General features: G+C 43.4%; 19 protein-coding genes. 13 read left to right on the top strand and 6 right to left on the bottom strand.

The features are described from left to right. Positions 1 to 180: 180 nt before the first annotated feature. Entirely contained in the window at positions 181 to 6,231 is a 6,051-nt protein-coding gene (locus ZOBGAL_RS11755) for an alpha-2-macroglobulin family protein (protein WP_013993829.1), read from the top strand. Between the two features lie 13 nt (positions 6,232 to 6,244). Here ZOBGAL_RS11755 and ZOBGAL_RS11750 read toward each other — a convergent pair whose 3' ends face one another. From ZOBGAL_RS11750 to ZOBGAL_RS23050, 4 genes are all read right to left on the bottom strand, one after another. After that, positions 6,245 to 6,610 (bottom strand): hypothetical protein, encoded by a 366-nt coding sequence (locus tag ZOBGAL_RS11750; RefSeq protein ID WP_013993828.1) that lies wholly within the window; start codon positions 6,608 to 6,610, stop codon positions 6,245 to 6,247. A 194-nt stretch (positions 6,611 to 6,804) separates the two neighbouring features. Further along, positions 6,805 to 7,326 carry a DUF4136 domain-containing protein gene (locus ZOBGAL_RS11745; RefSeq protein ID WP_013993827.1) on the bottom strand — a complete coding sequence of 174 codons (522 nt, stop codon included), beginning with the start codon at positions 7,324 to 7,326 and terminating at the stop codon, positions 6,805 to 6,807. 67 nt (positions 7,327 to 7,393) lie between these two features. Then, the gene (obgE, locus tag ZOBGAL_RS11740; protein ID WP_013993826.1) at positions 7,394 to 8,395 is read right to left on the bottom strand and encodes a GTPase ObgE; all 1,002 of its coding nucleotides are present in this window, start codon (positions 8,393 to 8,395) and stop codon (positions 7,394 to 7,396) included. Between the two features lie 185 nt (positions 8,396 to 8,580). Beyond that, positions 8,581 to 9,687: an adenylate kinase gene (locus ZOBGAL_RS23050; protein WP_013993825.1), complete on the bottom strand. Its 1,107-nt coding sequence runs from the start codon at positions 9,685 to 9,687 to the stop codon at positions 8,581 to 8,583. Between the two features lie 110 nt (positions 9,688 to 9,797). Between ZOBGAL_RS23050 and ZOBGAL_RS11730 the strand changes: the two genes are divergently transcribed. From ZOBGAL_RS11730 to ZOBGAL_RS11710, 5 genes are all read left to right on the top strand, one after another. Beyond that, positions 9,798 to 10,970, top strand: a complete 1,173-nt coding sequence (locus tag ZOBGAL_RS11730; RefSeq protein ID WP_013993824.1) for a 5-(carboxyamino)imidazole ribonucleotide synthase — start codon at positions 9,798 to 9,800, stop codon at positions 10,968 to 10,970. Between the two features lie 4 nt (positions 10,971 to 10,974). Next, positions 10,975 to 11,466, top strand: coding sequence for a 5-(carboxyamino)imidazole ribonucleotide mutase (purE, locus tag ZOBGAL_RS11725; protein WP_013993823.1), 492 nt, complete (start codon positions 10,975 to 10,977; stop codon positions 11,464 to 11,466). 31 nt (positions 11,467 to 11,497) lie between these two features. Beyond that, positions 11,498 to 11,899 (top strand): hypothetical protein, encoded by a 402-nt coding sequence (locus ZOBGAL_RS11720; protein ID WP_013993822.1) that lies wholly within the window; start codon positions 11,498 to 11,500, stop codon positions 11,897 to 11,899. Positions 11,900 to 11,921: 22 nt separating this feature from the next. Continuing rightward, positions 11,922 to 13,940 (top strand): M3 family metallopeptidase, encoded by a 2,019-nt coding sequence (locus ZOBGAL_RS11715; protein ID WP_013993821.1) that lies wholly within the window; start codon positions 11,922 to 11,924, stop codon positions 13,938 to 13,940. Positions 13,941 to 14,187: 247 nt separating this feature from the next. After that, on the top strand, positions 14,188 to 14,709 hold the full coding sequence (locus ZOBGAL_RS11710) for a 5' nucleotidase, NT5C type (protein ID WP_013993820.1): 522 nt from the start codon (positions 14,188 to 14,190) through the stop codon (positions 14,707 to 14,709). Here the strand turns inward: ZOBGAL_RS11710 and ZOBGAL_RS11705 are convergent. Continuing rightward, positions 14,706 to 15,062 (bottom strand): rhodanese-like domain-containing protein, encoded by a 357-nt coding sequence (locus tag ZOBGAL_RS11705; RefSeq protein WP_013993819.1) that lies wholly within the window; start codon positions 15,060 to 15,062, stop codon positions 14,706 to 14,708. The two genes, ZOBGAL_RS11710 and ZOBGAL_RS11705, sit on opposite strands and share 4 nt — an antisense overlap. 120 nt (positions 15,063 to 15,182) lie before the next feature. On the opposite strand from ZOBGAL_RS11705, the gene ZOBGAL_RS11700 reads away from it, so the two are divergent. Together ZOBGAL_RS11700 and ZOBGAL_RS11695 are read left to right on the top strand one after the other, a co-directional pair. Beyond that, on the top strand, positions 15,183 to 15,737 hold the full coding sequence (locus ZOBGAL_RS11700) for a sigma-70 family RNA polymerase sigma factor (RefSeq protein WP_046287897.1): 555 nt from the start codon (positions 15,183 to 15,185) through the stop codon (positions 15,735 to 15,737). Between the two features lie 2 nt (positions 15,738 to 15,739). Next, positions 15,740 to 15,967: a hypothetical protein gene (locus ZOBGAL_RS11695; RefSeq protein WP_013993817.1), complete on the top strand. Its 228-nt coding sequence runs from the start codon at positions 15,740 to 15,742 to the stop codon at positions 15,965 to 15,967. Here ZOBGAL_RS11695 and ZOBGAL_RS11690 read toward each other — a convergent pair. Continuing rightward, positions 15,964 to 16,788 (bottom strand): UbiA prenyltransferase family protein, encoded by an 825-nt coding sequence (locus tag ZOBGAL_RS11690; RefSeq protein ID WP_013993816.1) that lies wholly within the window; start codon positions 16,786 to 16,788, stop codon positions 15,964 to 15,966. The two genes, ZOBGAL_RS11695 and ZOBGAL_RS11690, sit on opposite strands and share 4 nt — an antisense overlap. A gap of 125 nt (positions 16,789 to 16,913) precedes the next feature. Here ZOBGAL_RS11690 and gcvP point away from each other — a divergent pair, with 125 nt between their 5' ends. From gcvP to ZOBGAL_RS11665, 5 genes are all read left to right on the top strand, one after another. Then, complete coding sequence (gcvP, locus tag ZOBGAL_RS11685) at positions 16,914 to 19,766, top strand: aminomethyl-transferring glycine dehydrogenase (RefSeq protein WP_013993815.1); 2,853 nt, start codon at positions 16,914 to 16,916, stop codon at positions 19,764 to 19,766. 166 nt (positions 19,767 to 19,932) lie between these two features. Next, positions 19,933 to 20,988 carry a 3-oxoacyl-ACP synthase III family protein gene (locus tag ZOBGAL_RS11680; protein WP_013993814.1) on the top strand — a complete coding sequence of 352 codons (1,056 nt, stop codon included), beginning with the start codon at positions 19,933 to 19,935 and terminating at the stop codon, positions 20,986 to 20,988. 43 nt (positions 20,989 to 21,031) lie between these two features. After that, the gene (locus tag ZOBGAL_RS11675) at positions 21,032 to 21,568 is read left to right on the top strand and encodes a class I SAM-dependent methyltransferase (protein WP_046287466.1); all 537 of its coding nucleotides are present in this window, start codon (positions 21,032 to 21,034) and stop codon (positions 21,566 to 21,568) included. A 47-nt stretch (positions 21,569 to 21,615) separates the two neighbouring features. Next, positions 21,616 to 22,476 carry a glycosyltransferase family 2 protein gene (locus tag ZOBGAL_RS11670; protein ID WP_046287896.1) on the top strand — a complete coding sequence of 287 codons (861 nt, stop codon included), beginning with the start codon at positions 21,616 to 21,618 and terminating at the stop codon, positions 22,474 to 22,476. A gap of 100 nt (positions 22,477 to 22,576) precedes the next feature. After that, on the top strand, positions 22,577 to 23,374 hold the full coding sequence (locus ZOBGAL_RS11665; RefSeq protein ID WP_013993811.1) for a hypothetical protein: 798 nt from the start codon (positions 22,577 to 22,579) through the stop codon (positions 23,372 to 23,374). The last annotated feature ends 20 nt before the right edge of the window (positions 23,375 to 23,394 follow it).

The following is a 23,394-nucleotide window of genomic DNA, read 5'->3' as shown; positions in this document are numbered from 1 at the left end:
GAGAAAAAAATACAGGCATTAAAACCTAATATTTTAAGGCATCAGCACGTTAGGATTTTAAATTGTAAGTTGTTTCCTATTGTTTAAAACATCCTATTCCCTAACCCAATGCCCTCGTTCACTCATTTAGCGTTTTGCTTGGCACTGATTTTGCCCAGTTTTGTTCTATAATCTTATACTATGAAAAAATTGTCCTTGATATTTACCCTAATCCTTTTTTCGCAAATGCTACCAGCACAAGACAACGGAGATTCCTATACATCGCTTTGGAAAAGCGTGCAAAAACTCGAGAGCGAGGCGCTGACCAAGTCAGCCTTAAAAGTTGTGGAAAGTATTTCCGAAAAGGCGAAAAAAGAAAAGAATCCAGAACAGATCGTAAAGGCTTTACTGTTTACCTCCAAATATGCCATGACCTTGGAGGAAGACGCCCAGCTGAACATCATCAACCGTTTTAAATCGGAAATCGAAACAGCCGATTTCCCTACGAAAAACATCCTAGAGAACTATTTGGCGAATCTCTACTGGCAATATTTCCAAAACAACCAATATCTATTTTACGACCGTACCACTACCGAAACCAAGGTAGACAGCATCGATTTTCGCACATGGGACCTCACTACCCTATTCCATGAAATAGACATTCACTTTAAGGCTTCCCTTGAAAACAAAAACAAGCTTCAAAAGACCGGTTTAGAAAGCGTCAAAGAATTATTGAGCCAACAGGAAAACTCGGAGACCTTCCGCCCTAGCCTTTACGATTTGCTTGCCCATACGGCACTTCAATTTTATAAGACCACCGAAACCGCGATTACCCGACCCGCCGACAAATACGAAATCAACGATCCGGAAACCTTATGCGAAGCCTATCAGTTTGTGCATCATGACTTGAGCACAAAAGACGAAACTTCGCTACAGGCGAAAGCCCTGCAAACCTATCAAGAACTTATACGTTTTCACTTCGATGACCCCAAATTGGAACCTTTGGTCATGGTCGATATCGAGCGTATGAATTTCGTATACCGGAACGCCACTTTCCCCAACAAGGATACCTATTACGAGGAAACCTTAAAAAATTCGGTAGAACACCTAAAGCACCATGAACTTTCTGCGCTCTACAACTATGAACTGGCCGCACTGTACAACATTCAGGGGCAAACTTATCATTCTAAAACCAACAAGGAAATCCGCTGGAAAAAGAAGGAAGCACTAAGCTTATGCGATAAGGTTATTGCCGAATTCCCAGGTAGTATGGGCGCCGAAAAATGCAAGGCGCTACGGTTGGAGATCCTGGCCCCTGGTCTTTCCCTTGTAACGGAAAAGCATATTCCGGTAAACCAGCCCGCAAAACTATTGGTCAATTATAAAAACCTAACGGAACTACAACTGACCGCCTATAGGGTCAACAACGACCAAATCAAGAAACTACAGGATCTTTACCCACAAGACGAGCAATACGACTTTATTCAAAAACTGAAACCGGCAAAAACTTGGTCGGCTCCATTGAAAAATGAAAAAGACTATCAACAGCACAGCATAGAGGTATTGCTTCCGCCACTGGAAAACGGACAGTACATCATCTTAGCTTCTCCGGAAAAGAAAAGCGATGAAAATTTTGCCTTTAGTCACGTTCAAGCGACCAATATGGCCTTGACGGAAATCAGTAGCAACACGGAACAACGCTACCAAATCATCGACAGGACTACGGGCCTCCCCATTTCAAACGCAAAATTGAGGTTTACCTATCTTAAAAATTACAACAAACCTTATCTGACCAAGACGAAACATACCGATAAAACAGGGTTTGTAACCCTAGCCCTAACCGATGACTATTGGAACGATGTAAATATTGAAGTGAAGTATAATGGCGAGACCGCCTTCTTTGGGGAATATTATGTAAACAATAAACGTATAGAGTACAAAAACAACGATGCTCAAAAACGTCTCTTTCTATTTACCGACCGAAGCATATACCGACCGGGACAGCCTGTCTACTTCAAAGGGATCCTTATGGAAACTTTTGAGAAAAAATCAGAGGTTGTAGCGAATGAAGCCGTCACCGTAGGCCTTTATGACGCGAATGGCCAAAAAGTATCGGACCTTGAGTTCACCACCAACGAATTCGGTTCTTTTAACGGGGAATTCATCTTACCGAATTCAGGGTTGACAGGTGATTTCCATATAACAGCCGATAACCTTTCAAAAACGGCCGGGCACACCCAATATTTCTCCGTGGAGGAATACAAGCGCCCTAAATTCGAAACCTCGTTCAAGCCCGTCACCGAAAGCTATAAAGTAAACGACAGTATTACCGTTACTGGTGTCGCTACAGCATATGCCGGAAGTAAAATTACCGATGCCAAAGTGAGCTATCGCGTAAAACGGGCCGTGTATTTCCCTCGTTGGTTCTATTGGCGCATGCCCTATTACGATAACGCTCCCCAAGAAATAGCCCAAGGTGAAACAACTACGGATGCTTCGGGCAACTACGACATCACCTTTAAGGCCATCCCCGACAACAGTGCGTCAAAAGAAGCCCTGCCCACCTTCAATTATGAAATTACGGCCGATGTTACCGACCTCAACGGAGAGACCCACAGCACCACTACCTTTGTTTCGGTAGGCTACCATTCGGTAGTTGCCCATATCGATGCTCCCGAGCAGTGGGACAAGGTCAAAAACGAAGATCAAATACACATTTCCACCACAAACCTTAACGGACAGCCCGTTCCTTCAAAAGGAACATTGAAAATGTACAAACTACAGGCCCCCGACCAAGTTTTACGAAACAGGCCATGGCCGGCGCCGGACTATAAAAATTGGAGCAAGGAAGAATACCGTACCTTGTTTCCTCATGAGGCTTACGACGGAGAGGACAAGGCCGTAAACTGGGACAAAGGCAAACTGGTCTGGCAAACCGATTTCGATACTGAAAAATCTACGCAGTTCAGCATCAAAAACCTTAAAAACTATACATCGGGAAAATATATCATAGAACTTGAAACCAAGGATAAATTCGGCCAACTTGTTCAAGAAAAGGCAATAACCACGCTTATTGGCGAAAACGACAAGCAACTAGCGGACAACGGCTTGTTCGATATCAAAACGAACAAACAGCGCTATAACGTTGGCGACAAGGTAGAAGTTACACTTTACTCCAATTCAGAAGATCTGACCGTAACGGTTTTTGTTGAAAAAGGGAGAAAGCTTGTCGACATCCACAAAGTACGTTTGAGCCAAAACTCAAAGTCTATCAGTATACCCGTTACCGAGGATGATTTGGGGGGCTTCGCCATCAACTATATGTATTCTGCCTATAATTCATTTCAATCGGGCAATCTTTCGGTAATCGTACCTTACCCTGAAAACCAACTCGAAATTGAAACCACCACTTTTAGGGATAAATTGCAACCCGGAACCGATGAAACTTGGTCGTTTAAAATAAAGGGGCCTGAAGGCGAAAAAACATCGGCAGAGCTTTTGGCCAGCATGTACGACGCCTCCTTGGATGTTTTTCGATATCATTCATGGAATTTCAATCCGCTTGCACGCCGTTCGTATTACGCTTCCCTCTATGCCAACGCCCGTACAAGTTATGGAACAAACTCCTTTCGCTCCTATCTTTATATACCTCAGCATGGCTACCCTTACCAAGGATACGACTCCTTTAACTGGTTTGGATTACAATTTAGGCACACCAACTATTATCGCAACTCCTTATCGAGAAAAATGTCGATGCATGAAGAAGCTCCCCTAGGTATCATGGCTGAGGAGTCAGAATTGGAAGATGTTGCCGAAATATCGGCCCAAGCTCCCCAAGCGGACGAAATGGATAAGGCGGCCCTTACTCCGGCACAAGCACAAGTGCAACCCGGTTCAAAAAACGATCCGGAAGCCGTACAAATCCGTAAAAACCTTCAGGAAACCGCCTTTTTCTTTCCTGAACTACGCACCGATAAAGAAGGTAATGTTTCTTTTAACTTCACTACGCCAGAAGCCCTTACCAAATGGAAATTGCAATTGATAGCACATACCAAATCTTTGCAGAGTTCGGTAAGGACCCTTCAGACCGTTACCCAAAAAGAATTGATGGTCATACCCAATGCCCCGCGCTTTCTACGGGAAGGCGACAAGATTACCATAAGCAGTAAAATTGCGAACCTAAGCGACAAAAAATTATCGGGACAAGCCCAATTGGTTCTCGTTGATGGTATTTCGGGAAAGGATATTTCCGATCAACTTTTAAATGCAAAGACCGAACATACCTTTACGGTAGATTCCTTAGGAAACACCCAGGTGTCATGGCAATTGCACATACCCGAAAACCTACAGGCGGTCCAATACACCGTAATAGCCAAGGCAGGAAATTTTAGCGATGGCGAACAAAGCCTACTTCCTGTATTGACCAACCGCATGCTGGTGACCGAGACCCTTCCCCTATGGGTACGAAGCAACCAGACCAAAACCTTTGTTCTGGACAAGCTAAGGGACCACACCTCGACCACCCTTAAAAACCACAAACTTACCCTTGAGGTGACTTCCAACCCAGCATGGTATGCCGTACAGGCCCTCCCCTATCTGATGGAGTACCCTTACGAATGTAACGAGCAAACCTTTGCCCGATATTACGCGAATAGTTTGGCAAGCCACATTGCAAATTCGAACAAAAGAATTAAGGAAGTATTCGACCAATGGGCCAATTCCGATGCCCTGATCAGCAACCTTGAAAAAAACCAAGAGCTGAAATCGCTCTTAATCCAAGAAACCCCATGGCTAAGGGATGCCCAATCGGAAACGGAACAGAAAAAACGCATTGCCCTCTTGTTCGACCTCAACAAAATGAAGAACGAACAGGCCAATGCCCTGAACAAACTCCAACAAAACCAAATGTCTAATGGGGCGTGGTCCTGGTTTAATGGTGGGCGTGAAAACCGCTTTATCACCCAACATATCGTTACCGGACTTGGTCACTTGGAAAAACTTTCCGTCGTGCCCCAAGAAAAAGCCAAACAAGACGAAATGATCGCCAAGGCAGTCCATTATTTAGATGATGCCTTTGTAAAGGAGTACGAAAACATGAAGAAATATGCTACCAATCTCAAGAGCGATCATCTAAGCCAGTCGCAAATCCATTATTTGTATATGCGCAGTTTCTTCAATGACATTAAAACCTCTAAGAAAGTCGACAAAATCAGGTCTTATTACCTAGACCAAGCCCAAACATATTGGACCAACAAAGCGCTTTATACAAAAGGGATGTTGGCCTTAATATTGAATAGGACGGGCGACACTACCACTTCCAAGAAGATCCTAAGGTCGTTAAAAGAGAACAGCATCGTTTCGGAAGAACTCGGTATGTATTGGAAGGAAAATACGCCTTCATGGTACTGGTACCAAGCCCCTATTGAAACACAGGCGCTCTTGATCGAGGCTTTCGGGGAAATAGAAGGCGACATAAAGACCATTGACAACCTTAAGATTTGGCTCTTAAAGCACAAGCAAACCAACCAATGGTCTACCACGAAATCTACCACCGATGCGGTTTATGCCCTATTGCTTCAAGGTAGCGACTGGCTTTCGGTGACCGATGCCGTAGACGTTCGCTTGGGAGGCACCGAAATCCGCCCCGAAAAGTTGGAAAACACCAAAGTCGAAGCCGGAACAGGTTATTTTAAAACTTCTTGGAACAGCAATGAAATAGAACCAAAAATGGCAGAGGTACAGCTCAGCAAAAAAGGCGATGGTATCGCTTGGGGCGCCCTGTACTGGCAATATTTTGAAGATTTGGATAAAATAACTTCGGCCGACACCCCCCTAAAACTCAAGAAAAAGTTGTTCCTAAAAAAGAATACCGATACGGGCGAGAAAATTTCGGAAATTACCGATGCCACGCCATTACAAGTAGGCGACTTGGTACGCGTACGAATCGAACTGCGTTCTGACCGCGATATGGAATTTGTTCATATGAAGGATATGCGTGCCGCAGGTTTTGAACCCTTGAATGTAATTTCAAGGTACAAATGGCAAGATGGTTTAGGGTATTATGAAAGTACAAAAGACGCCAGCACCAACTTCTTTTTCGACTATCTACCCAAAGGGGTATTTGTTTTCGAATACGACTTAAGGGTAAACAACGCCGGGGAATTCAGCAATGGCATTACAACGATCCAAAGCATGTATGCCCCCGAGTTTTCAAGTCACTCAGAAGGTGTTCGGGTAAGTGTCGACAACTAATGAACCGAACGAATTACACGCCTGAAGTAGGCCAGAGTATCTTATAGAGGACAACGCCCAAAATAAAGCCGGTACCCAGACCACAAAGAACGACCATAATAAACAGCTGATGGGACGGCTTTTGGGACAGTCTATTGACCAACGATACGGGTGAGCCGTTCTTTCGAATCTCAAAACGATTCAATTTCTCACCGTAGGATATGTCACGCTGGGCGATGCGATACCTGTTTTCCCCAATCGTAAACAAATGCTCTACCCCTACTTCATATGCTTTTTTAGAAACGGTCTTGCCGTTCAGAAGGATTTTTTCCTTTCCAAAAAAAGTATGCACCACTTCGATCTTATGGTTATCAATATAATAAAGGGCACGCTTTGACATTAGGAAAATCTCCTTTTTAAGTTCATTTTGGGGGGTTGAAAACAGCCTTCCAACACATATATCACAGGCTCTTTGCTTGTAGCCCGGAAAACACGAATTGAAAGAAGGTTCGAAAATATGGAATAATAAATTACCTACACAGGAAAGTTTTTAACACTAGGGGAGATACTTGTTTCTAAGAAGCTAACCGCTCTCTATTTTTTGGGGGGATATTTTGAAAAAACCTTGGCGGCCAAGGCACGCAATTTTTCCTCACGCTCTTCAGGGCTTATGTTTTCCTTGAAGGTGCTTTGGCCCTGGCCTTGCCAAAAGAGCTCATCTTTTTTGGTATCGACAAAATCGAAACGTATTTCGCGTTCCATTTTAGGTTGCCCAACGGGTATACCTACCGATACGCCACCACCTACACTGCGGCCCGTACCCCCGACACCTACTCCCACAGTATTACTCCTGGGCGCCTGAAACGAATTGCTCTCTATATTGATGAAAAAATCAGGGTCTTCCGAAAAACGTATGCCCTTCAACTGCATTTCGGAGTTTACGGCATCCAATAGGCGTTTGGCATCGAGTTCGCTCAATCCCGTATCCATATCCGGATAATAGTTGTACGTGCTATAATTGGTGAAATCGGTATTCTTATCATAATCATAGTTTACCCGGATCGCGTTACACGAGGCCAAAAACAGAACCAATACAAAAGTAAAGACATTTTTCATCGTCTCGATTTAAAGTAAATATAGGTAATTTATCAGGACAACACCCTGAGCCCTAAAAGCCCCGAAGCTAGTTGTTCAACATAGCCCACAGTTTGTCCTTCAACTCCGTTATGCCCTGTTGTGCTACGGAAGAGATGAACATATAGGGAATCCCTTTCAATTCTTTATCCAGTTCTTGTGTCATTTCATCAATGAGTTCCTGATCTAACATATCACTCTTTGATATGGCGACCAAGCGCTCTTTATCCAACAATTCAGGATTGTACCGTCTAAGTTCGTCAAGTAAGATTTGGTACTCCTTGGCGATATCATCACTGTCGGCCGGTATCAAGAACAACAAGGTGGCGTTACGCTCGATATGCCGTAAAAAATAATGGCCCAACCCCTTTCCTTCGGCGGCCCCTTCAATGATTCCCGGAATATCGGCCATTACAAAACTTTGAAAATCGCGATACTCAACAATGCCCAAGTTGGGTTTTAGGGTAGTAAACTCATAATCCGCTATTTTGGGTTTTGCCGATGTAATTACCGATAACAAGGTTGACTTACCGGCATTGGGAAAACCGACAAGACCGACATCGGCCAAGACCTTCAACTCAAGGATGACCTCTACCTCTTGTCCCGGAATACCGGGCTGTGCATATCGAGGGGTCTGATTGGTACTGGTCTTAAAATGCCAGTTTCCACGACCGCCCATTCCGCCTTCGGCCAAGATTCGCTCCTCTCCATGTTCGGTAATCTCAAAAAGGATTTCGAGTGTTTCGGAATCTTTGACCACGGTCCCTAAGGGAACGTCTAAATACACATCTTCGCCATCTGACCCTGTACTACGTGATTTACTACCGTGTTCGCCGTGACCGGCCTTAAAATGCTTTTTAAACTTAAATGTAACCAGCGTCCAGAGGTTTTCATTCCCCCTTAAGATAATATGACCCCCACGACCACCGTCGCCTCCATCGGGCCCGCCTTTGGTAATGTACTTCTCCCTATGCAAATGCACAGAGCCTTTTCCTCCTTTACCAGATTCCGCATAAATCTTAACGTAGTCTACAAAATTACCCTCGGTCATAAAAATATCCTGAATTATATATTGACAACAGCCAACATTTCTGCAAAAATAGGCATTTCGCATGAAGCTTGAACATGCCAGGCCCTTAGAAGTTAGCCCTATAAAACTAAAAAGGGAGTCGAAATAGGACTAAACCACGGCTTGCCCCCTTCAACTCCCTTAAATATGACGGTATAGCGAAGAAACTACAGTTCTTCGATAACCTTGCCCAAACGATGGGTAATTTCATCTATGGCCCCAATGCCGTTCACACTGTGAAACTTGCCTTGATTCTCGTAAAAATCCTTTAAAGGAGCCGTCTTCTCATTATACTCGTCAAAACGGTTACGTATCTTAGATTCGTCTTGATCATCAGAACGGCCGCTTACCTTGCCCCGTTCCAACAAACGCTGAATAAGAACTTCATCATTGGCCTCCAAGGCGATAGTCGCGTCTATTTTCATGTCTTTGGTCGCCAAGAACTTATCAAGAGCCTCGGCTTGGGCCACGGTACGAGGAAAACCATCAAAAATAAACCCACTAGCTTCAGGGTTCTTTTCGACCGCATCTTGTAACATTTTTATGGTTACTTCATCGGGCACCAAATCGCCGCGATCAATATATGATTTTGCCAATTTACCTAGTTCGGTATCGTTTTTCATGTTAAAACGGAAAAGGTCCCCTGTTGAAATATGTTTCAGGTTATACTTATCCTTTAAAAATTCAGCTTGTGTTCCTTTTCCGGCACCCGGTTTCCCGAACAGCACGAGATTGATCATATGTTTCTGGTTTAATTGGTAAACTTCCCTAAGGTTTCGGCCCAACTCGTTATAATCGAGACCATAACCCACAATAAATTTATCGGGTATATCTATACCCACATAGTCAATGGTGTACTCACCATTGTATACTTCGGACTTATAAAAAAGACTGGCTACCCTGAATTCCTTCACGTTTGCCTTTGAAAAAAGGTGTACCAACTTTTTCAGGGTACGTCCCGTATCGATTATATCTTCTAAAATTATGACACTGCGTCCCTCTATATTTTCAGAAACATCTAAAAGGGTCTCCACAATGCCCGTAGAGGTCAAACCTTGATACGAGCTCAACTTCACAAAGGAGACTTCGCACGGATACTGGTATTCCTTTAAAAAATCGGAGATAAACATAAAGGCCCCGTTGAGCACACCCACAAAAATGGGTGTCTCGTCTTTATAGTCAGCGGCAACTTGCTCGGCCACCTTTTTTACGGCCGCCTTAATCTGGGCTTCGCTCAAGAACGGTTTAAAATGTTTATCGTGTAGCTTTATCACATCGCTTTTTTAAAGAACGGCTAATATAACACTTTGAATTTGCTTTTTTAAGCACACGGCTTCCGTTTTAAGAATTCAACGTATTTTTGCACCATTCATAAATCAAATGCATGTCAACAGATAATTCATCGGAGTACTTTTCCTCACAATTCAAACTGGGCATCCTAGGCGGTGGCCAACTCGGAAAAATGTTGCTTTACGAAACCCGCAAATTCGATATTTACACCGTAGTTATGGACGCTTCCAACGAAGCTCCCTCAAAAATTGCCTGCAACGAATTCGTTTTGGGCGACCTGATGGACTTTAACGCGGTTTACGATTTCGGGAAACGGGTAGACGTGCTTACCATTGAAATTGAAAACGTAAATATTGACGCGCTTGAAAAACTCGAAGATGAAGGCCTAAAGGTTTTTCCTCCTACCAAAGCCCTTAAAATCATTCAGAACAAGGCCAAGCAGAAACTCTTTTATGTGGACCATGACATTCCCACAGCCGATTTTCAACGATTTGCCTATAAAAGTGAAATCAAGGACAGCATCGCGAACGGGGCCTTAGACTTTCCCTTTATCTGGAAGGCCGCCCAGTTCGGTTACGACGGACAAGGGGTTGCCGTCATACGCAAAACCGAAGATTTGGATCGCTTACCTGCCGGCGAGTGCATTGCCGAAAAAATGATCGATTTTAAAAACGAACTGGCCGTTATTGTTACCCGAAGTGCCAGTGGCGAGGTAAAGACCTATCCCGTAGTAGAGATGGAATTCCACCCCGAGGCCAACCAGGTAGAGTACGTTATTTGCCCGGCGAGAATCGATGCCGCGGTAGCTGCAAAAGCACAGGAAATAGCACTGAAGGTTTCCGAAAAGATACAGCATGTAGGCATTTTGGCCGTAGAGCTCTTTCAGACCAAAGACGATCAGATCTTAGTCAACGAAGTTGCCCCAAGACCCCACAACAGCGGTCATTACAGTATCGAGGCCAGCTATACCAACCAGTTCGAACAGCACATCCGCGCAATTTTAGACCTGCCTTTGGGCGATACCAAAAGCAAGGTCGCCGGTATTATGGTAAACTTGGTAGGGGCCGAAGGCCATACAGGTGCGGTCGTCTATGAAAATATGGCTGAAATTTTAGGAATGGAAGGAGTAACTCCCCATATTTACGGCAAGAAAGAAACCCGCCCTTTTAGAAAAATGGGCCATGTTACCATCGTGAACGAGTCGATCTCGGAAGCGCGAAAGATTGCACAACAAGTAAAGGAAACGATAAAAGTCATAAGCAAATAACCCTATGAACAAAGTAGCCGTAGTAATGGGCAGCACTAGCGATATGCCCGTAATGCAAGACGCCATTGATATTTTAAGAGGATTCGACATTGAGGTCGATGTCGATATAGTATCGGCACACAGAACCCCCGAAAAACTCTTTGATTTCAGTAAAAATGCCCACACTAAGGGCTACAAGGTAATTATTGCCGGTGCCGGTGGTGCCGCCCACTTGCCCGGTATGGTGGCATCTATGTCTCCTTTACCCGTTATAGGTGTACCGGTAAAAAGCAGTAATTCCATAGATGGATGGGATTCCGTACTCTCCATCCTTCAAATGCCCGGTGGCGTTCCTGTGGCCACAGTAGCCCTAAACGGGGCAAAAAACGCCGGCATTTTGGCCGCACAGATCATCGGATGCTCCGATAAGTGTGTTCTAGACAAAATTATTCTCTACAAAGAAGGGCTAAAGCAAAAGGTTATCGACGGAGCAAAATCGGTAGCTACCAAAAAGTAATCCTTTACATCCCAAACCCCTCCTTTTTATTATGAACTACCCATCTCTTTTCGGTTTTCTGATAAGTATTGTAGCCATTTTTGTTTTGCTTTTTTTAAGGGCAAAAGTCAAAAATCCATACGTTAAAAGTGCCTGGCGCTGCTCGCTACTGTTCTTCTCGATGTATGGACTGATATTGGTACTCGTATTTTTACGATGGAAGTATTACCAAATACAATTAGACACTTTTGACCTTAATTCGAACGGCACCATAGATCTGGCCGAATACACCAAAGATTATCGAAACGTAAGAGACAAGGTACTGATCGGCACCACTAGGAATTTCGCTTTTATGACAGGTGCGGCACTATCCTTTCTTCTCGCCGGCCTCGCTTTTATTTTAGATCTGATCAACACCCGCTTTCAGCTAAAAAACAATCCTTTGAAAATATAACGCAACAAAAATCTTACGACATATGAATCCTTTATTGAGCCTTTTTGATACCGCTCCTTTTTCACAGATAAAGAACGAACATTTTAAACCCGCCTTTCTACAGGCCATGGAAGAGGCCCGCGCCGAAATAGACCGGATCACCGAAAATGCGGAGGCGCCTTCTTTTGCCAACACTATCGAGGCCCTTGAGTTTTCAGGACAACAACTAGACCGGATTTCGAGCATATTCTTCAATTTGAATTCGGCGGAAACCAATGAAGAGATTCAAAAGATAGCTCAAGAAATTTCACCCTTGCTATCTGAATTCAGCAACGACATTACACTGAACGAAGCCTTGTTCAAACGCATAAAAACGGTTTATGGGCAAAGAGATTCATTAGACCTAACGGTAGAGCAACAGACCCTGCTCGACAAAAAATACAAGAGTTTCAGTAGAAACGGTGCCAACCTGAGCGACGACAAAAAGAAGCGTCTACGTGAAATCGACGCCGAACTGTCCCAACTTAAACTCAAATTCGGGGAAAACGTACTGGCCGAGACCAATACGTACGAAATGCACCTGACCGATGAAAACGATTTAGACGGTTTACCCGAAGGAGAAAAAGAAGCCGCGGCCCAATTGGCCCAATCAAAAGGTAAAGAGGGCTGGCTGGTCACCCTAGACTACCCGAGCTACATTCCCTTTATGAAGTATGCCAAAAATCGTGAGCTACGAAAAACACTAGCCTTGGCCTTTGGCAGCAAAGCCTTTCACGGCGATGAACATGACAACCAAGAAAACGTTCTTAAAATTGCCCAATTGAGGTATGAACGCGCCAATTTGCTCGGCTACAAAACACATGCCCACTTTGTATTGGAAGAACGCATGGCCGAAACCCCCGAAAAAGTACACGAGTTTCTAAATGAATTGCTCGTAAAGGCCAAACCTGCCGCTGAAAAAGAATTTACCGAACTAGAAACATTCGCGAAAGAACTTGACGCCATCGACCGGCTGGAAAAATGGGACGGTAGCTACTACTCTGAAAAACTCAAGCAAAAACGGTTCAACCTTGACGACGAAAAATTAAAGCCCTATTTCAAACTCGAAAATGTAATAGACGGTGTTTTTAAGGTGGCGGAAAAATTGTTCGACCTAAAATTCCAAGAGGTCTCCGACATTGAAAAGTATCATGACGAGGTAAAAACCTATAAGGTTTATGACACTTCAGGAAACTTCATCTCGATTTTTTATGCCGATTTTCACCCGAGAAAAGGAAAACGTGGTGGCGCTTGGATGACATCGTACAAACCACAATACCGATTGAACGGTGAAAACGTACGCCCGCATATATCTAACGTATGTAATTTTACACGATCCACTCCCAGCAAACCCTCGCTTTTGACCTTTAACGAGGTTACCACATTGTTTCACGAGTTCGGCCACGGACTGCATGGTATGCTGGCCGACACCACCTACCCTAGCCTTTCCGGAACTTCGGTGTTCTGGGATTTTGTTGAACTGCCCAGCCAGGTCATGGAAAATTGGTGCTATGAAAAAGAGGCCCTAGAACTTTTTGCCAAGCATTACGAAACAGGGGAAGTAATTCCAATGGAATTGGTACAAAAAATCAAGGAGTCGGCTACTTTTCAAGAAGGCATGCAAACCTTGAGACAATTGAGTTTTGGGTTATTGGATATGTCTTGGCACGGCGTCGACCCATCGGGTATTACCGATGTAAAGCAACACGAGAGCGAAGCCTTCAAAGATACCAACTTATATCCTGACACCCCGGAAACCTGTATGAGCACGGCTTTTTCACATATATTTCAAGGCGGCTATTCTTCGGGCTATTACAGTTATAAATGGGCCGAAGTTCTTGATGCCGATGCCTTTGCCCTTTTCAAAGAAAAAGGTATCTTTAACAAGGAAATCGCCACAAAGTTCAAGGATAACGTGCTTTCTAAGGGCGGAACCGAGAGCCCTATGGTGCTCTATAAGCGCTTTAGGGGAGCCGAACCAAAGGTAGAAGCCCTACTGGAAAGAGCCGGCCTGCTTGAATAAATTGAAATTTTAAAAAAAAATTAACCTAAATTATGTTTTGTAAGTTTTTTCTTATATATTTACGTAACATAAGTAGGTTGAAAAGGTTATATCAAATAATTTTTTTAACGGTTTAAAAGAGGGTGTGGGGACGCCCTCTTTTTTTATTTCCTAGAAACTTCTACAAATTACAAATTAAATCATTATCAAATTTGGCCTTAGGTTTTTTTACGTCGTAGGCTTTTTAGAACTTCGTAAAAAAAAAGCGATGGTCATATTCGTTGATATGGACGAAGTAATTGCGGACACATACGGTGCGCATATAGAAATTTACAACAAACAGTTTAGCGAAAACCTGACACTAGAGCTTTGCAACGGCAACGAGGTCTGGCGTATGGTGCCGCCCGAACGTCAACAAAGTGTTCGCGACCATGCCCGTAACAGAGGCTTCTTCCGCAATCTAAAACCCATTAAAAATGCCCAGGTAGTATTAAGGAAGCTAAACGAAAAGCACGAAGTATACATAGCCAGTGCCGCCATGCAGTTTCCGAATTCACTCGAGGAAAAATCCGATTGGCTAGATGAACACCTTTCTTTCATTCCATGGCAGAACCGTATTCTCTGCGGTCATAAGCACATTCTGTTAGGCGATGTGCTCATCGACGATCGCAGTTACAACCTTGAGAAATTCGATGGGCGAACCCTGTTGTTCACCTCTCCACACAATATAAGAACTACGGGTTTTGAACGTGCGAACAATTGGTTAGAAGTGGCCGATAAACTCCTCTAATTCTTTTTAGAAGCCATATAAGCATCGTAGCCCCCTTCTAGGTCAACTACATTAAAGCCCAAAGAATCAAGCACCTGGGCCGCCTTAGCGCTACGTCCGCCTTTCTTGCAGTATACGTAAACGGTTTGCGCCCTATCGATGGTATTGACACGTTCAGCAAAATCAGCATCGAACCAGTTGATATTTACGGCCTTATCTAAATGCCCCCCATTAAATTCTTCGGGAGTACGAACATCCAGCAAAATCGCATTTTCTATATCATTCTGTGAAAATTCTGTGATAGGTTTTGTTTTACTTTGAGCACAACCTAAAGTAATCATACATAGTAAAAGGGTGAATATATAGACTTTCATGTTCAAGAAGTTTAATCAAAAATAAGAAATATGGCAGCATTAAATTATATTAGAAGCAATGAAAAAAAATTAAAGGTCATTAAATCTAATTCCATTACTTTTGACAATGACACGAAACCTATGGCACAACACCAATTACAGCCCGAAAACTGGGTAGATTTATATGCAGATTACCTTTTCAACTATGCCATCGGCCGCATAAGCGATTCGGAGGTAGCAAAAGATTTGGTACAGGAAACCTTTATGGCCGGACTAAAATCGGCAAAAAACTATAAGGGCGATGCCGCTGAACGTACTTGGTTAATTGCTATTTTGAAGCGAAAAGTAATCGACTATTATCGAAAGATAAATTCAAATAAAGGCAAGGCCGAGGTTCGAATGAACTACAGCTCTCAAAGTGATGCCGAAGGCGATTGGTTGGAAGAACAAGTAGCCGACCCCTTTAGTTCGTTTGAAAATAGCAACATAGAAAATGAAGAACTAGGTCTCGCCATACAAGACTGCATCTCTAAATTACCAAAAAAACAGGCCCTGGTATTTACAATGAAAACCATTCAAGGAATTAGTACCGAAGATATTTGTAATGAGCTCGATATTAATCCGTCTAACCTGTGGGTAATGATACACAGAGCTAGAACGGCCTTGATGGATTGCCTTAATCAAAATTGGTTTTAAATATGATTTCTTGCGAAAAAGCTGCAATAATTTGCAACAAGGCCCAATATAGGGAAGCCACTTTTATCGAGAAGTTAAAGCTTCGCTTTCATCTATTTATGTGTAAGACCTGTTCAAAGGCCACAAAGAAAAACACCCAACTTACTTCACTCTGCGATAAGGCCAATCTCCATAGCCTCTCGGAACAGGACAAGCTTAAGATGAAGGAAATATTACAGGAAAAAGACTAAATGTACGTGGTGGCCAACAGCAACAGAAACCACCAAAATACAGAAATAGCTTCCACCCAAAACGAAGCGAAATACCGATTTTGCCTTCGCCCTGTAATAAACATTAGGAAGCCAAGGATTAAAAAGACTATACCTGCCGCTATTGCCTCGCCACTAGATACACTATTTTTTAGGAAAATCAAGAAGAAGAACGGAACACTCAAAAAAGAACCAAAGATTTTGGTGTTGGCAATACCGTAACGCTGTGGCAAAGTCTTCAAATCAGGAGCATCAAAGGCCAAATCGCGGATTTCGAAGGGGATCAATAAGATCAACACAAAAATAAAACGTTGAACGGTTTCTACCCAAACGTCTTTTGTCATAGGTTGTTCGGCCGACAACATAGGCAAGATTACCGTTGCCCCGGCCCATACCAAAGCCACGATAAAAATTTTTAACCCGCCCCAACTTCTCAAGTTTTTCGCATGGGGCAATAAAGGTAAGGCATACAGTCCCGTCAATCCCACGAGCCCCACAACACCGAACCAGACTTCCAAGGACAAAAACCAACCGTGGTAGAGTGCAATGAGCAAGGCTATTATACTTACCAATTGAATATTCTTATGATAGCGATTGGCCACAAGAATGTACTTTTTGGCTTCCACCCCATACTTTACAAAATTGTAGCAGGCTACCGAACCAAAAAAAAGAAACCAGGCCAAATGCCTGTCTACCTCAAAGCCCAAGGTAATATCGGTAATATGTACAAGGGCATACACCCCAAAGGCTATATGTATACTTGCATCAAGGTAAAAGTCGAAAATGCGCTTTATAGCCTTCATCCTACAAAATTAACCAAACTGTTCATAAACTGCCGTTTTAGTTAAAAACTTTAATGACCTAGCACAATTATGTGATTTTTTTAAGGGATTAAATGTCTAATTTTACGCCACTTTTACAATAAGCTATGAAGACAGATGTATTTGCTTTACGCCATATAGGCATTAAGGAAGAAGATCAAGAGCACATGCTCAAGACTGTAGGTACCGAAACCTTGGACCAGCTCATTTACGAGACCATCCCCAACGACATTCGTTTAAAGGAACCATTGCAGCTCAAAGCCGCAATGAGCGAACACAAGTTTCTCGCCCATATTCAAGAATTATCGGAGCAGAACCAAGTATTCCGTTCATATATCGGCTTGGGCTACCATGAGAGTTTGACGCCTTCAGTCATCAAAAGGAATATTCTTGAAAACCCAGGTTGGTATACCGCTTACACCCCATATCAAGCTGAAATTGCACAAGGCCGACTAGAGGCGCTTCTAAATTTTCAAACCGTAGTCGCCGACCTTACGGGTATGGAACTGGCCAATGCATCACTGTTGGACGAAAGTACGGCCGCAGCGGAAGCTATGACCATGTTATACGATGTTCGCAGTCGGGAACAAAAGAAAAACGGTATTCTAAAATTCTTCGTTTCAGAAGAAGTTCTTCCGCAGACCCTATCCCTTTTAAAAACACGTTCAAAACCTTTGGGCATTGAACTGGTAATAGGAAACCATGAAGAATTTACCTTTGGACAAGATTTTTATGGCGCCCTATTACAGTACCCTGGCAAATACGGACAAGTAAACGACTATAGCGACTTTGTTTCCAAAGCCCAGGAAAACGACATTAAAGTTGCCGTTTCCGCAGACATCTTAAGTTTGGTACTACTTACCCCTCCCGGGGAATTCGGTGTGGACGTAGTTGTCGGCACCACCCAACGATTCGGAATTCCTTTGGGATATGGAGGCCCTCACGCCGCATTTTTCGCTACCAAAGAGGCCTACAAAAGAAACATCCCCGGCCGTATTATCGGTATCACAAAAGACACTGACGGCAATATGGCGTTGAGGATGGCGCTTCAGACGCGAGAGCAACACATAAAACGCGATAAGGCCACATCGAATATATGTACCGCACAGGTATTATTGGCCGTTATGGCCGGCATGTATGCCGTTTACCACGGACCCGAAGGCTTGAAATACATAGCGAGGAAAGTCCACCATACCGCCGTAACCTTAGCCGATGCCTTAGAGAAATTAGGGCTCTACCAAACCAATCTTTCGTATTTTGATACGATTACGGTCAAGACCGAGGCCAAGCGCGTTCGAACAATAGCAGAGCAAAACGAAGTAAACTTTCTTTACATAGACGACGAAACGGTTTCCATAGCGGTAAACGAGGCAACCTCATTGCAAGACCTGAATCAAATCGTTTCTATTTTCGCGGAAGCGCTTGAAAAGAAGGCGGCCCCAATCGAGGAGCTATCCACGAAAACCGCGCTACCTTCGAATGTGCAGCGCCAATCGAATTTCTTACAGAACGAAGTCTTCAATCTATACCATTCAGAGACCGAGCTTATGCGCTACATAAAAAAATTGGAGCGCAAAGACCTTTCCCTGAACCACTCCATGATTTCCTTGGGATCATGCACCATGAAATTGAATGCAGCCTCAGAAATGTTGCCATTGAGTATGGCTCGTTGGGCCAACATCCATCCCTTCGTACCTATCGAACAAGCAAAAGGCTACCAATACGTACTAAAAGAACTGGCCAAAGATCTATCTACCATTACTGGATTTGCCGCAACCTCGTTACAGCCGAATTCCGGCGCACAGGGCGAATATGCAGGACTCATGGTCATCAGGGCCTATCACGAATCACGAAACGAAGGCCATAGGAACGTCTGCATCATTCCCGCTTCGGCACACGGTACCAACCCGGCTTCCGCCGTAATGGCCGGTATGAAGGTGGTCGTTACCAAAACCGACGAACGAGGAAACATAGACGTAGCCGACCTAGAGGACAAGGTCTTGAAACACGCAGACCAGCTTGCCGCCTTAATGGTTACCTACCCCTCTACCCATGGTGTTTTTGAATCTTCCATAAAGCAGATTACCCAACTCATACATGACCACGGGGGTCAGGTCTATATGGACGGCGCCAACATGAATGCCCAGGTCGGACTTACCAATCCTGCCATTATCGGTGCCGACGTTTGCCATTTGAACCTTCACAAGACCTTTGCCATACCCCATGGCGGTGGCGGTCCTGGTGTAGGCCCAATATGCGTAGCCGAACAGCTGGTGCCCTTCCTTCCCGGAAACCCCGTAGTGGAAACCGGTGGCGACAAGGCCATCACCGCAATATCGGCCGCTCCCTGGGGCAGCTCATTGGTATGCCTGATTTCTTATGGTTACATTAAAATGCTCGGGGAAAGCGGACTTAGACATTCCACAGAAATCGCCATTTTAAATGCCAACTACATCAAACAGAAACTCAGCGGAGCCTATGATGTACTTTATACAGGCGAAAACGGACGTGCAGCCCATGAGATGATCATTGATTGCCGCCCCTTTAAAAAGAATGGCATAGAGGTTACCGATATCGCCAAGAGATTAATGGATTACGGCTTTCACGCCCCTACCGTTTCTTTTCCCGTTGCAGGCACCTTAATGATCGAACCGACCGAAAGCGAAAGTCGGGCCGAACTTGATCGTTTTTGCGAAGCCATGTTATCGATAAAGGAAGAAATCAATACAGCTTCTTCAGACGAACCTAACAATGTGCTGAAAAATTCGCCCCATACCTTGGATATGCTTACGAACGATACGTGGGACTTCCCTTACAGCAGACAAAAAGCGGCATTTCCGCTTCCATTTATTCAAGAGAACAAATTTTGGCCTTCGGTCAGGCGCGTTGACGATGCCTATGGAGACCGTAATTTAATATGTACGTGTGCGCCTATAGAAGCCTACGCCGAAGCTGAATAAATCACTACAAATAATTGACAAACAACCCTTTGCAAATTGATTGCAAAGGGTTTTTCCTTTAATCTCACCCCTACAAAAACCTCTTGAACATCGTAATAACTACTATGCATGCATAGCAGTAAATCTATTATACCGTATCTTGTGAGGTGCTAAAATAATTTACACTATGTCGATTGCAATTACAGGAACAGGAAGCTATATACCCTCACTGGTCGTGGCTAACGACAGTTTTGAAAGTCATGATTTTTTAAATGCGGACGGATCTCCGTTTCCCCATGATAACGCAGTTATTATCAAAAAATTCAAGGGTATTACCGGCATCGGTGAACGCCGATACGCCGAAAACAATCTAAACACATCGGACCTAGGTGTCTTAGCCGCGGAAAAAGCGATAGAAGACGCCAAAATTGACAAAGAAACCATAGACTACATTATTTTCGCCCATAATTTCGGGGATCTATCACCAGGCCAAATACAAGGAGATACGCTTCCCAGCTTGGCCAGCAGGGTAAAACAGCTTTTGCAAATTAAAAACCCAAGCTGCATAGCCTACGATCTTATTTTCGGTTGCCCGGGATGGATCCAAGGCGTCATTCAAGCCAATGCCTTTATAAAAAGCGGTATCGCCAAAAGATGCTTGGTCATTGGCGCGGAAACCCTATCGCGAATTACCGACCCCCACGACAGGGATTCCATGATCTACTCCGATGGTGCCGGAGCGGCCATAATCGAAGAAAAAGAAGGTGCAGGGGAAATACTGTCCCACACAAGCGCCACCCACACCAAGGACGAGGCCTATTACCTTTTCTTTGGAACGTCGTACAAAAAGGAAAAAGACAACACCAAGTACATTAAGATGTACGGTCGTAAAATTTATGAATTTGCCGTTACCCACGTACCTCAAGCCATGAAGGATGCCTTGGACAAAAGTGGACTGGGCGTAAACGACCTCAAAAAAGTATTCATCCATCAAGCCAATGAAAAGATGGACGAAGCCATAGTAAAACGTTTCTATGGGCTTTACGACTTGGAAGTACCGGAAAACATCATGCCCATGAGCATTGGAAAACTAGGCAATAGTTCCGTAGCTACAGTACCTACCCTATTCGATTTGGTACTTAACGGAAAAATAGAAAATCAAGAGGTTCAAAAGGGAGATGTTGTTATATTTGCAAGTGTCGGTGCAGGCATGAATATCAATGCCATAGTCTATAGGGTATAACATCCGGTTGATGCACGGGCAACCAACCTTGCAAGCTGTTCAAATGTACGAGAATACCTATCCGAGTAAACGTTTTCAACACACTCTAGAATTTCTTAGAAAACACGTATCGACCGATGAGTCTATACTGGATCTAGGTGTTGAGAATCCGTTTTCAAAAATCATGAAAGAACAAGGGTATTCCGTAGAGAACACCAAGGGGGAAGATCTAGACCTTGATTTTTCGTCAGTGAAGGCATCCGAGGCCCAGGTCGTTACCGCTTTTGAAATATTCGAACACCTTTTGGCCCCTTTTAACACCTTAAGGGAAATCAAAGCCAACAAACTAGTGGCCAGCATACCTTTAAAACTCTGGTTTTCGCCCGCCTATCGGAGCAAGACCGACCCATGGGACCGCCACTACCATGAATTTGAAGATTGGCAGTTCGATTGGCTCTTGGAAAAGGCCGGTTGGGAAATCAAGGACAGGGCCAAATGGACGAATCCTGTCAAAAAAATAGGTTTACGCCCCTTATTACGAAGTTTTACCCCTCGGTACTACATTGTATACGCCGAAAAAAAACCTATCGATCAAGCCTAAGAATCCAATTCAATTTCATAGCTTTTGACCTTTAACACCCTATGGCCATGCATTACTATGTTATTGTTCCCGCACATAATGAGGAAGGCTTTTTGGCCGATACCTTAAACTCTATTCTCAGACAGTCGCTACAGCCCAAAAGAGTGGTTGTAGTGAACGATAATTCTACAGACGACACAGAGGCCATTATCGACCAATTTAGAGCGCTCAGCCCCATTTTTACAAAGCTAAACACCCTATCCTCTACCGAACACATGCCAGGGAGCAAAGTGATCAATGCTTTTGACAAAGGGCTCCAGCTTCTCGACAAGGATTATGAGTTTATCGTAAAGCTGGATGCCGACCTTATTCTACCCGATAATTACTTCGAAAAGATCGCATATATTTTCAGGGGGCAACCCAAGGTCGGCATAGCCGGGGGATTTATTTACGAACAGGACGAAACCGGGGAATGGAAATTAAACCACCCCATGGACAAAAACCATGTTCGCGGGGCCTTCAAAGCCTACACCAATAAGTGTTTCAATACCATAAATGGATTACGCAACGCCATGGGCTGGGATACGGTAGACGAATTACTCGCCCAATACCATGGCTTCGAAATCTATACGGATGACATATTAAAGGTAAAACACCTTAGGCCCACGGGAAACGCATACAACCAAAAGGCCAAACTGCTTCAAGGCAAAGCCATGTACACCATGCGCTATGGCCTTTTAATTACGGTAATAGCCTCGTTAAAAATGGCTTTTAAACAGCGGAAACCACAAGCGTTTTCCGATAACCTATACGGCTACCTTGAAGCCAAAAAAGAGAATACCCCTTTCTTGGTCAGCAAATCCGAAGGTCAGTTCATACGCAACTTACGTTGGAAAAATATAAAGGATAAATTTACTAATCAAAAATAAAGATTTAACATATATTTAACATATACATTACGTAAAGTAGTATTAATACTACAATATATGTAGTATATTCGACATATGTTTAATTTATAAAATTATTAAAATGAACCGCATTACAATCATTCCTTTGTTAGTAGCATTTCTAGTAATCTCCTGTAGTAAAGACTCCAATGAAAACTACTCGGATAGCACACTCAAAATCCAACCAGACTTCACTCAAAAAATTTACTATAAAAATAACACCTACGAAATAGGGTTTAAGGAAAACGGAGAAGGGGAATATCATCCTATTACAAAAATACCGATGGAGCTACAAAACCTTGAAGAAAAACCTAATCTGGCAACCGTAATTGACGGTGATGACATATATCTTTTCGATGATGAAAAATCGAAATTTGCTTTTTACAATATGGATTATTCAGCAATAATAACATCAAGAAAAAACAACTTAACATCTAAAACAAATAAAAATGAAGCAAGCGCTTTAGCGGCCGGGCCTTCTATTAGCTTCACCGTGTCCAATTTTAACGCTAACGTCTTATGTTTTGAGGATATACACTACAAAAAGGAAAAACTAATCATATCAAATTTCAGTCAACTTCGCGACTTACATCCCCTCAAATTTGGCAACAAAATAAGTTCGTTAAGAATTAATACAGCTTTCGTATACTCCTACCCCAACCATTCTGAGAGACGAAAAATTATTTTTTATCAACATCCCGAATTTGATGGACGATCTATTGAATTCTATACAAATTATCGTTTACCAGCTCCGTACACAAACTATTTTGGGCACAGGGATCTTACAAAACTAAAGCACGGATTTTTAAATTTATCAAATTGGAATGATAAAATATCCTCAATAGACGTTATACAAGGAAACACCTCACTTATTAACTAATGACACTATCCCAAAAACTG

The organism is Zobellia galactanivorans, from assembly GCF_000973105.1.
In the GTDB taxonomy this organism is placed as follows: Bacteria; Bacteroidota; Bacteroidia; order Flavobacteriales; family Flavobacteriaceae; genus Zobellia; species Zobellia galactanivorans.
Note: the sequence above shows the minus strand (reverse complement) of the source record. Positions and strands in the feature narration are given on the sequence as shown.

Excerpts from the sequence above, each read along its gene's own strand:
- ZOBGAL_RS11755 (WP_013993829.1), top strand. The coding sequence starts at position 181 with ATGAAAAAATTGTCCTTGATATTTACCCTAATCCTTTTTTCGCAAATG.
- ZOBGAL_RS11750 (WP_013993828.1), bottom strand. The coding sequence starts at position 6,610 with ATGTCAAAGCGTGCCCTTTATTATATTGATAACCATAAGATCGAAGTG.
- ZOBGAL_RS11745 (WP_013993827.1), bottom strand. The coding sequence starts at position 7,326 with ATGAAAAATGTCTTTACTTTTGTATTGGTTCTGTTTTTGGCCTCGTGT.
- obgE (WP_013993826.1), bottom strand. The coding sequence starts at position 8,395 with ATGACCGAGGGTAATTTTGTAGACTACGTTAAGATTTATGCGGAATCT.
- ZOBGAL_RS11730 (WP_013993824.1), top strand. The coding sequence starts at position 9,798 with ATGTCAACAGATAATTCATCGGAGTACTTTTCCTCACAATTCAAACTG.
- purE (WP_013993823.1), top strand. The coding sequence starts at position 10,975 with ATGAACAAAGTAGCCGTAGTAATGGGCAGCACTAGCGATATGCCCGTA.
- ZOBGAL_RS11720 (WP_013993822.1), top strand. The coding sequence starts at position 11,498 with ATGAACTACCCATCTCTTTTCGGTTTTCTGATAAGTATTGTAGCCATT.
- ZOBGAL_RS11715 (WP_013993821.1), top strand. The coding sequence starts at position 11,922 with ATGAATCCTTTATTGAGCCTTTTTGATACCGCTCCTTTTTCACAGATA.
- ZOBGAL_RS11710 (WP_013993820.1), top strand. The coding sequence starts at position 14,188 with ATGGTCATATTCGTTGATATGGACGAAGTAATTGCGGACACATACGGT.
- ZOBGAL_RS11705 (WP_013993819.1), bottom strand. The coding sequence starts at position 15,062 with ATGAAAGTCTATATATTCACCCTTTTACTATGTATGATTACTTTAGGT.
- ZOBGAL_RS11700 (WP_046287897.1), top strand. The coding sequence starts at position 15,183 with ATGGCACAACACCAATTACAGCCCGAAAACTGGGTAGATTTATATGCA.
- ZOBGAL_RS11695 (WP_013993817.1), top strand. The coding sequence starts at position 15,740 with ATGATTTCTTGCGAAAAAGCTGCAATAATTTGCAACAAGGCCCAATAT.
- ZOBGAL_RS11690 (WP_013993816.1), bottom strand. The coding sequence starts at position 16,788 with ATGAAGGCTATAAAGCGCATTTTCGACTTTTACCTTGATGCAAGTATA.
- gcvP (WP_013993815.1), top strand. The coding sequence starts at position 16,914 with ATGAAGACAGATGTATTTGCTTTACGCCATATAGGCATTAAGGAAGAA.
- ZOBGAL_RS11680 (WP_013993814.1), top strand. The coding sequence starts at position 19,933 with ATGTCGATTGCAATTACAGGAACAGGAAGCTATATACCCTCACTGGTC.
- ZOBGAL_RS11675 (WP_046287466.1), top strand. The coding sequence starts at position 21,032 with ATGTACGAGAATACCTATCCGAGTAAACGTTTTCAACACACTCTAGAA.
- ZOBGAL_RS11670 (WP_046287896.1), top strand. The coding sequence starts at position 21,616 with ATGCATTACTATGTTATTGTTCCCGCACATAATGAGGAAGGCTTTTTG.
- ZOBGAL_RS11665 (WP_013993811.1), top strand. The coding sequence starts at position 22,577 with ATGAACCGCATTACAATCATTCCTTTGTTAGTAGCATTTCTAGTAATC.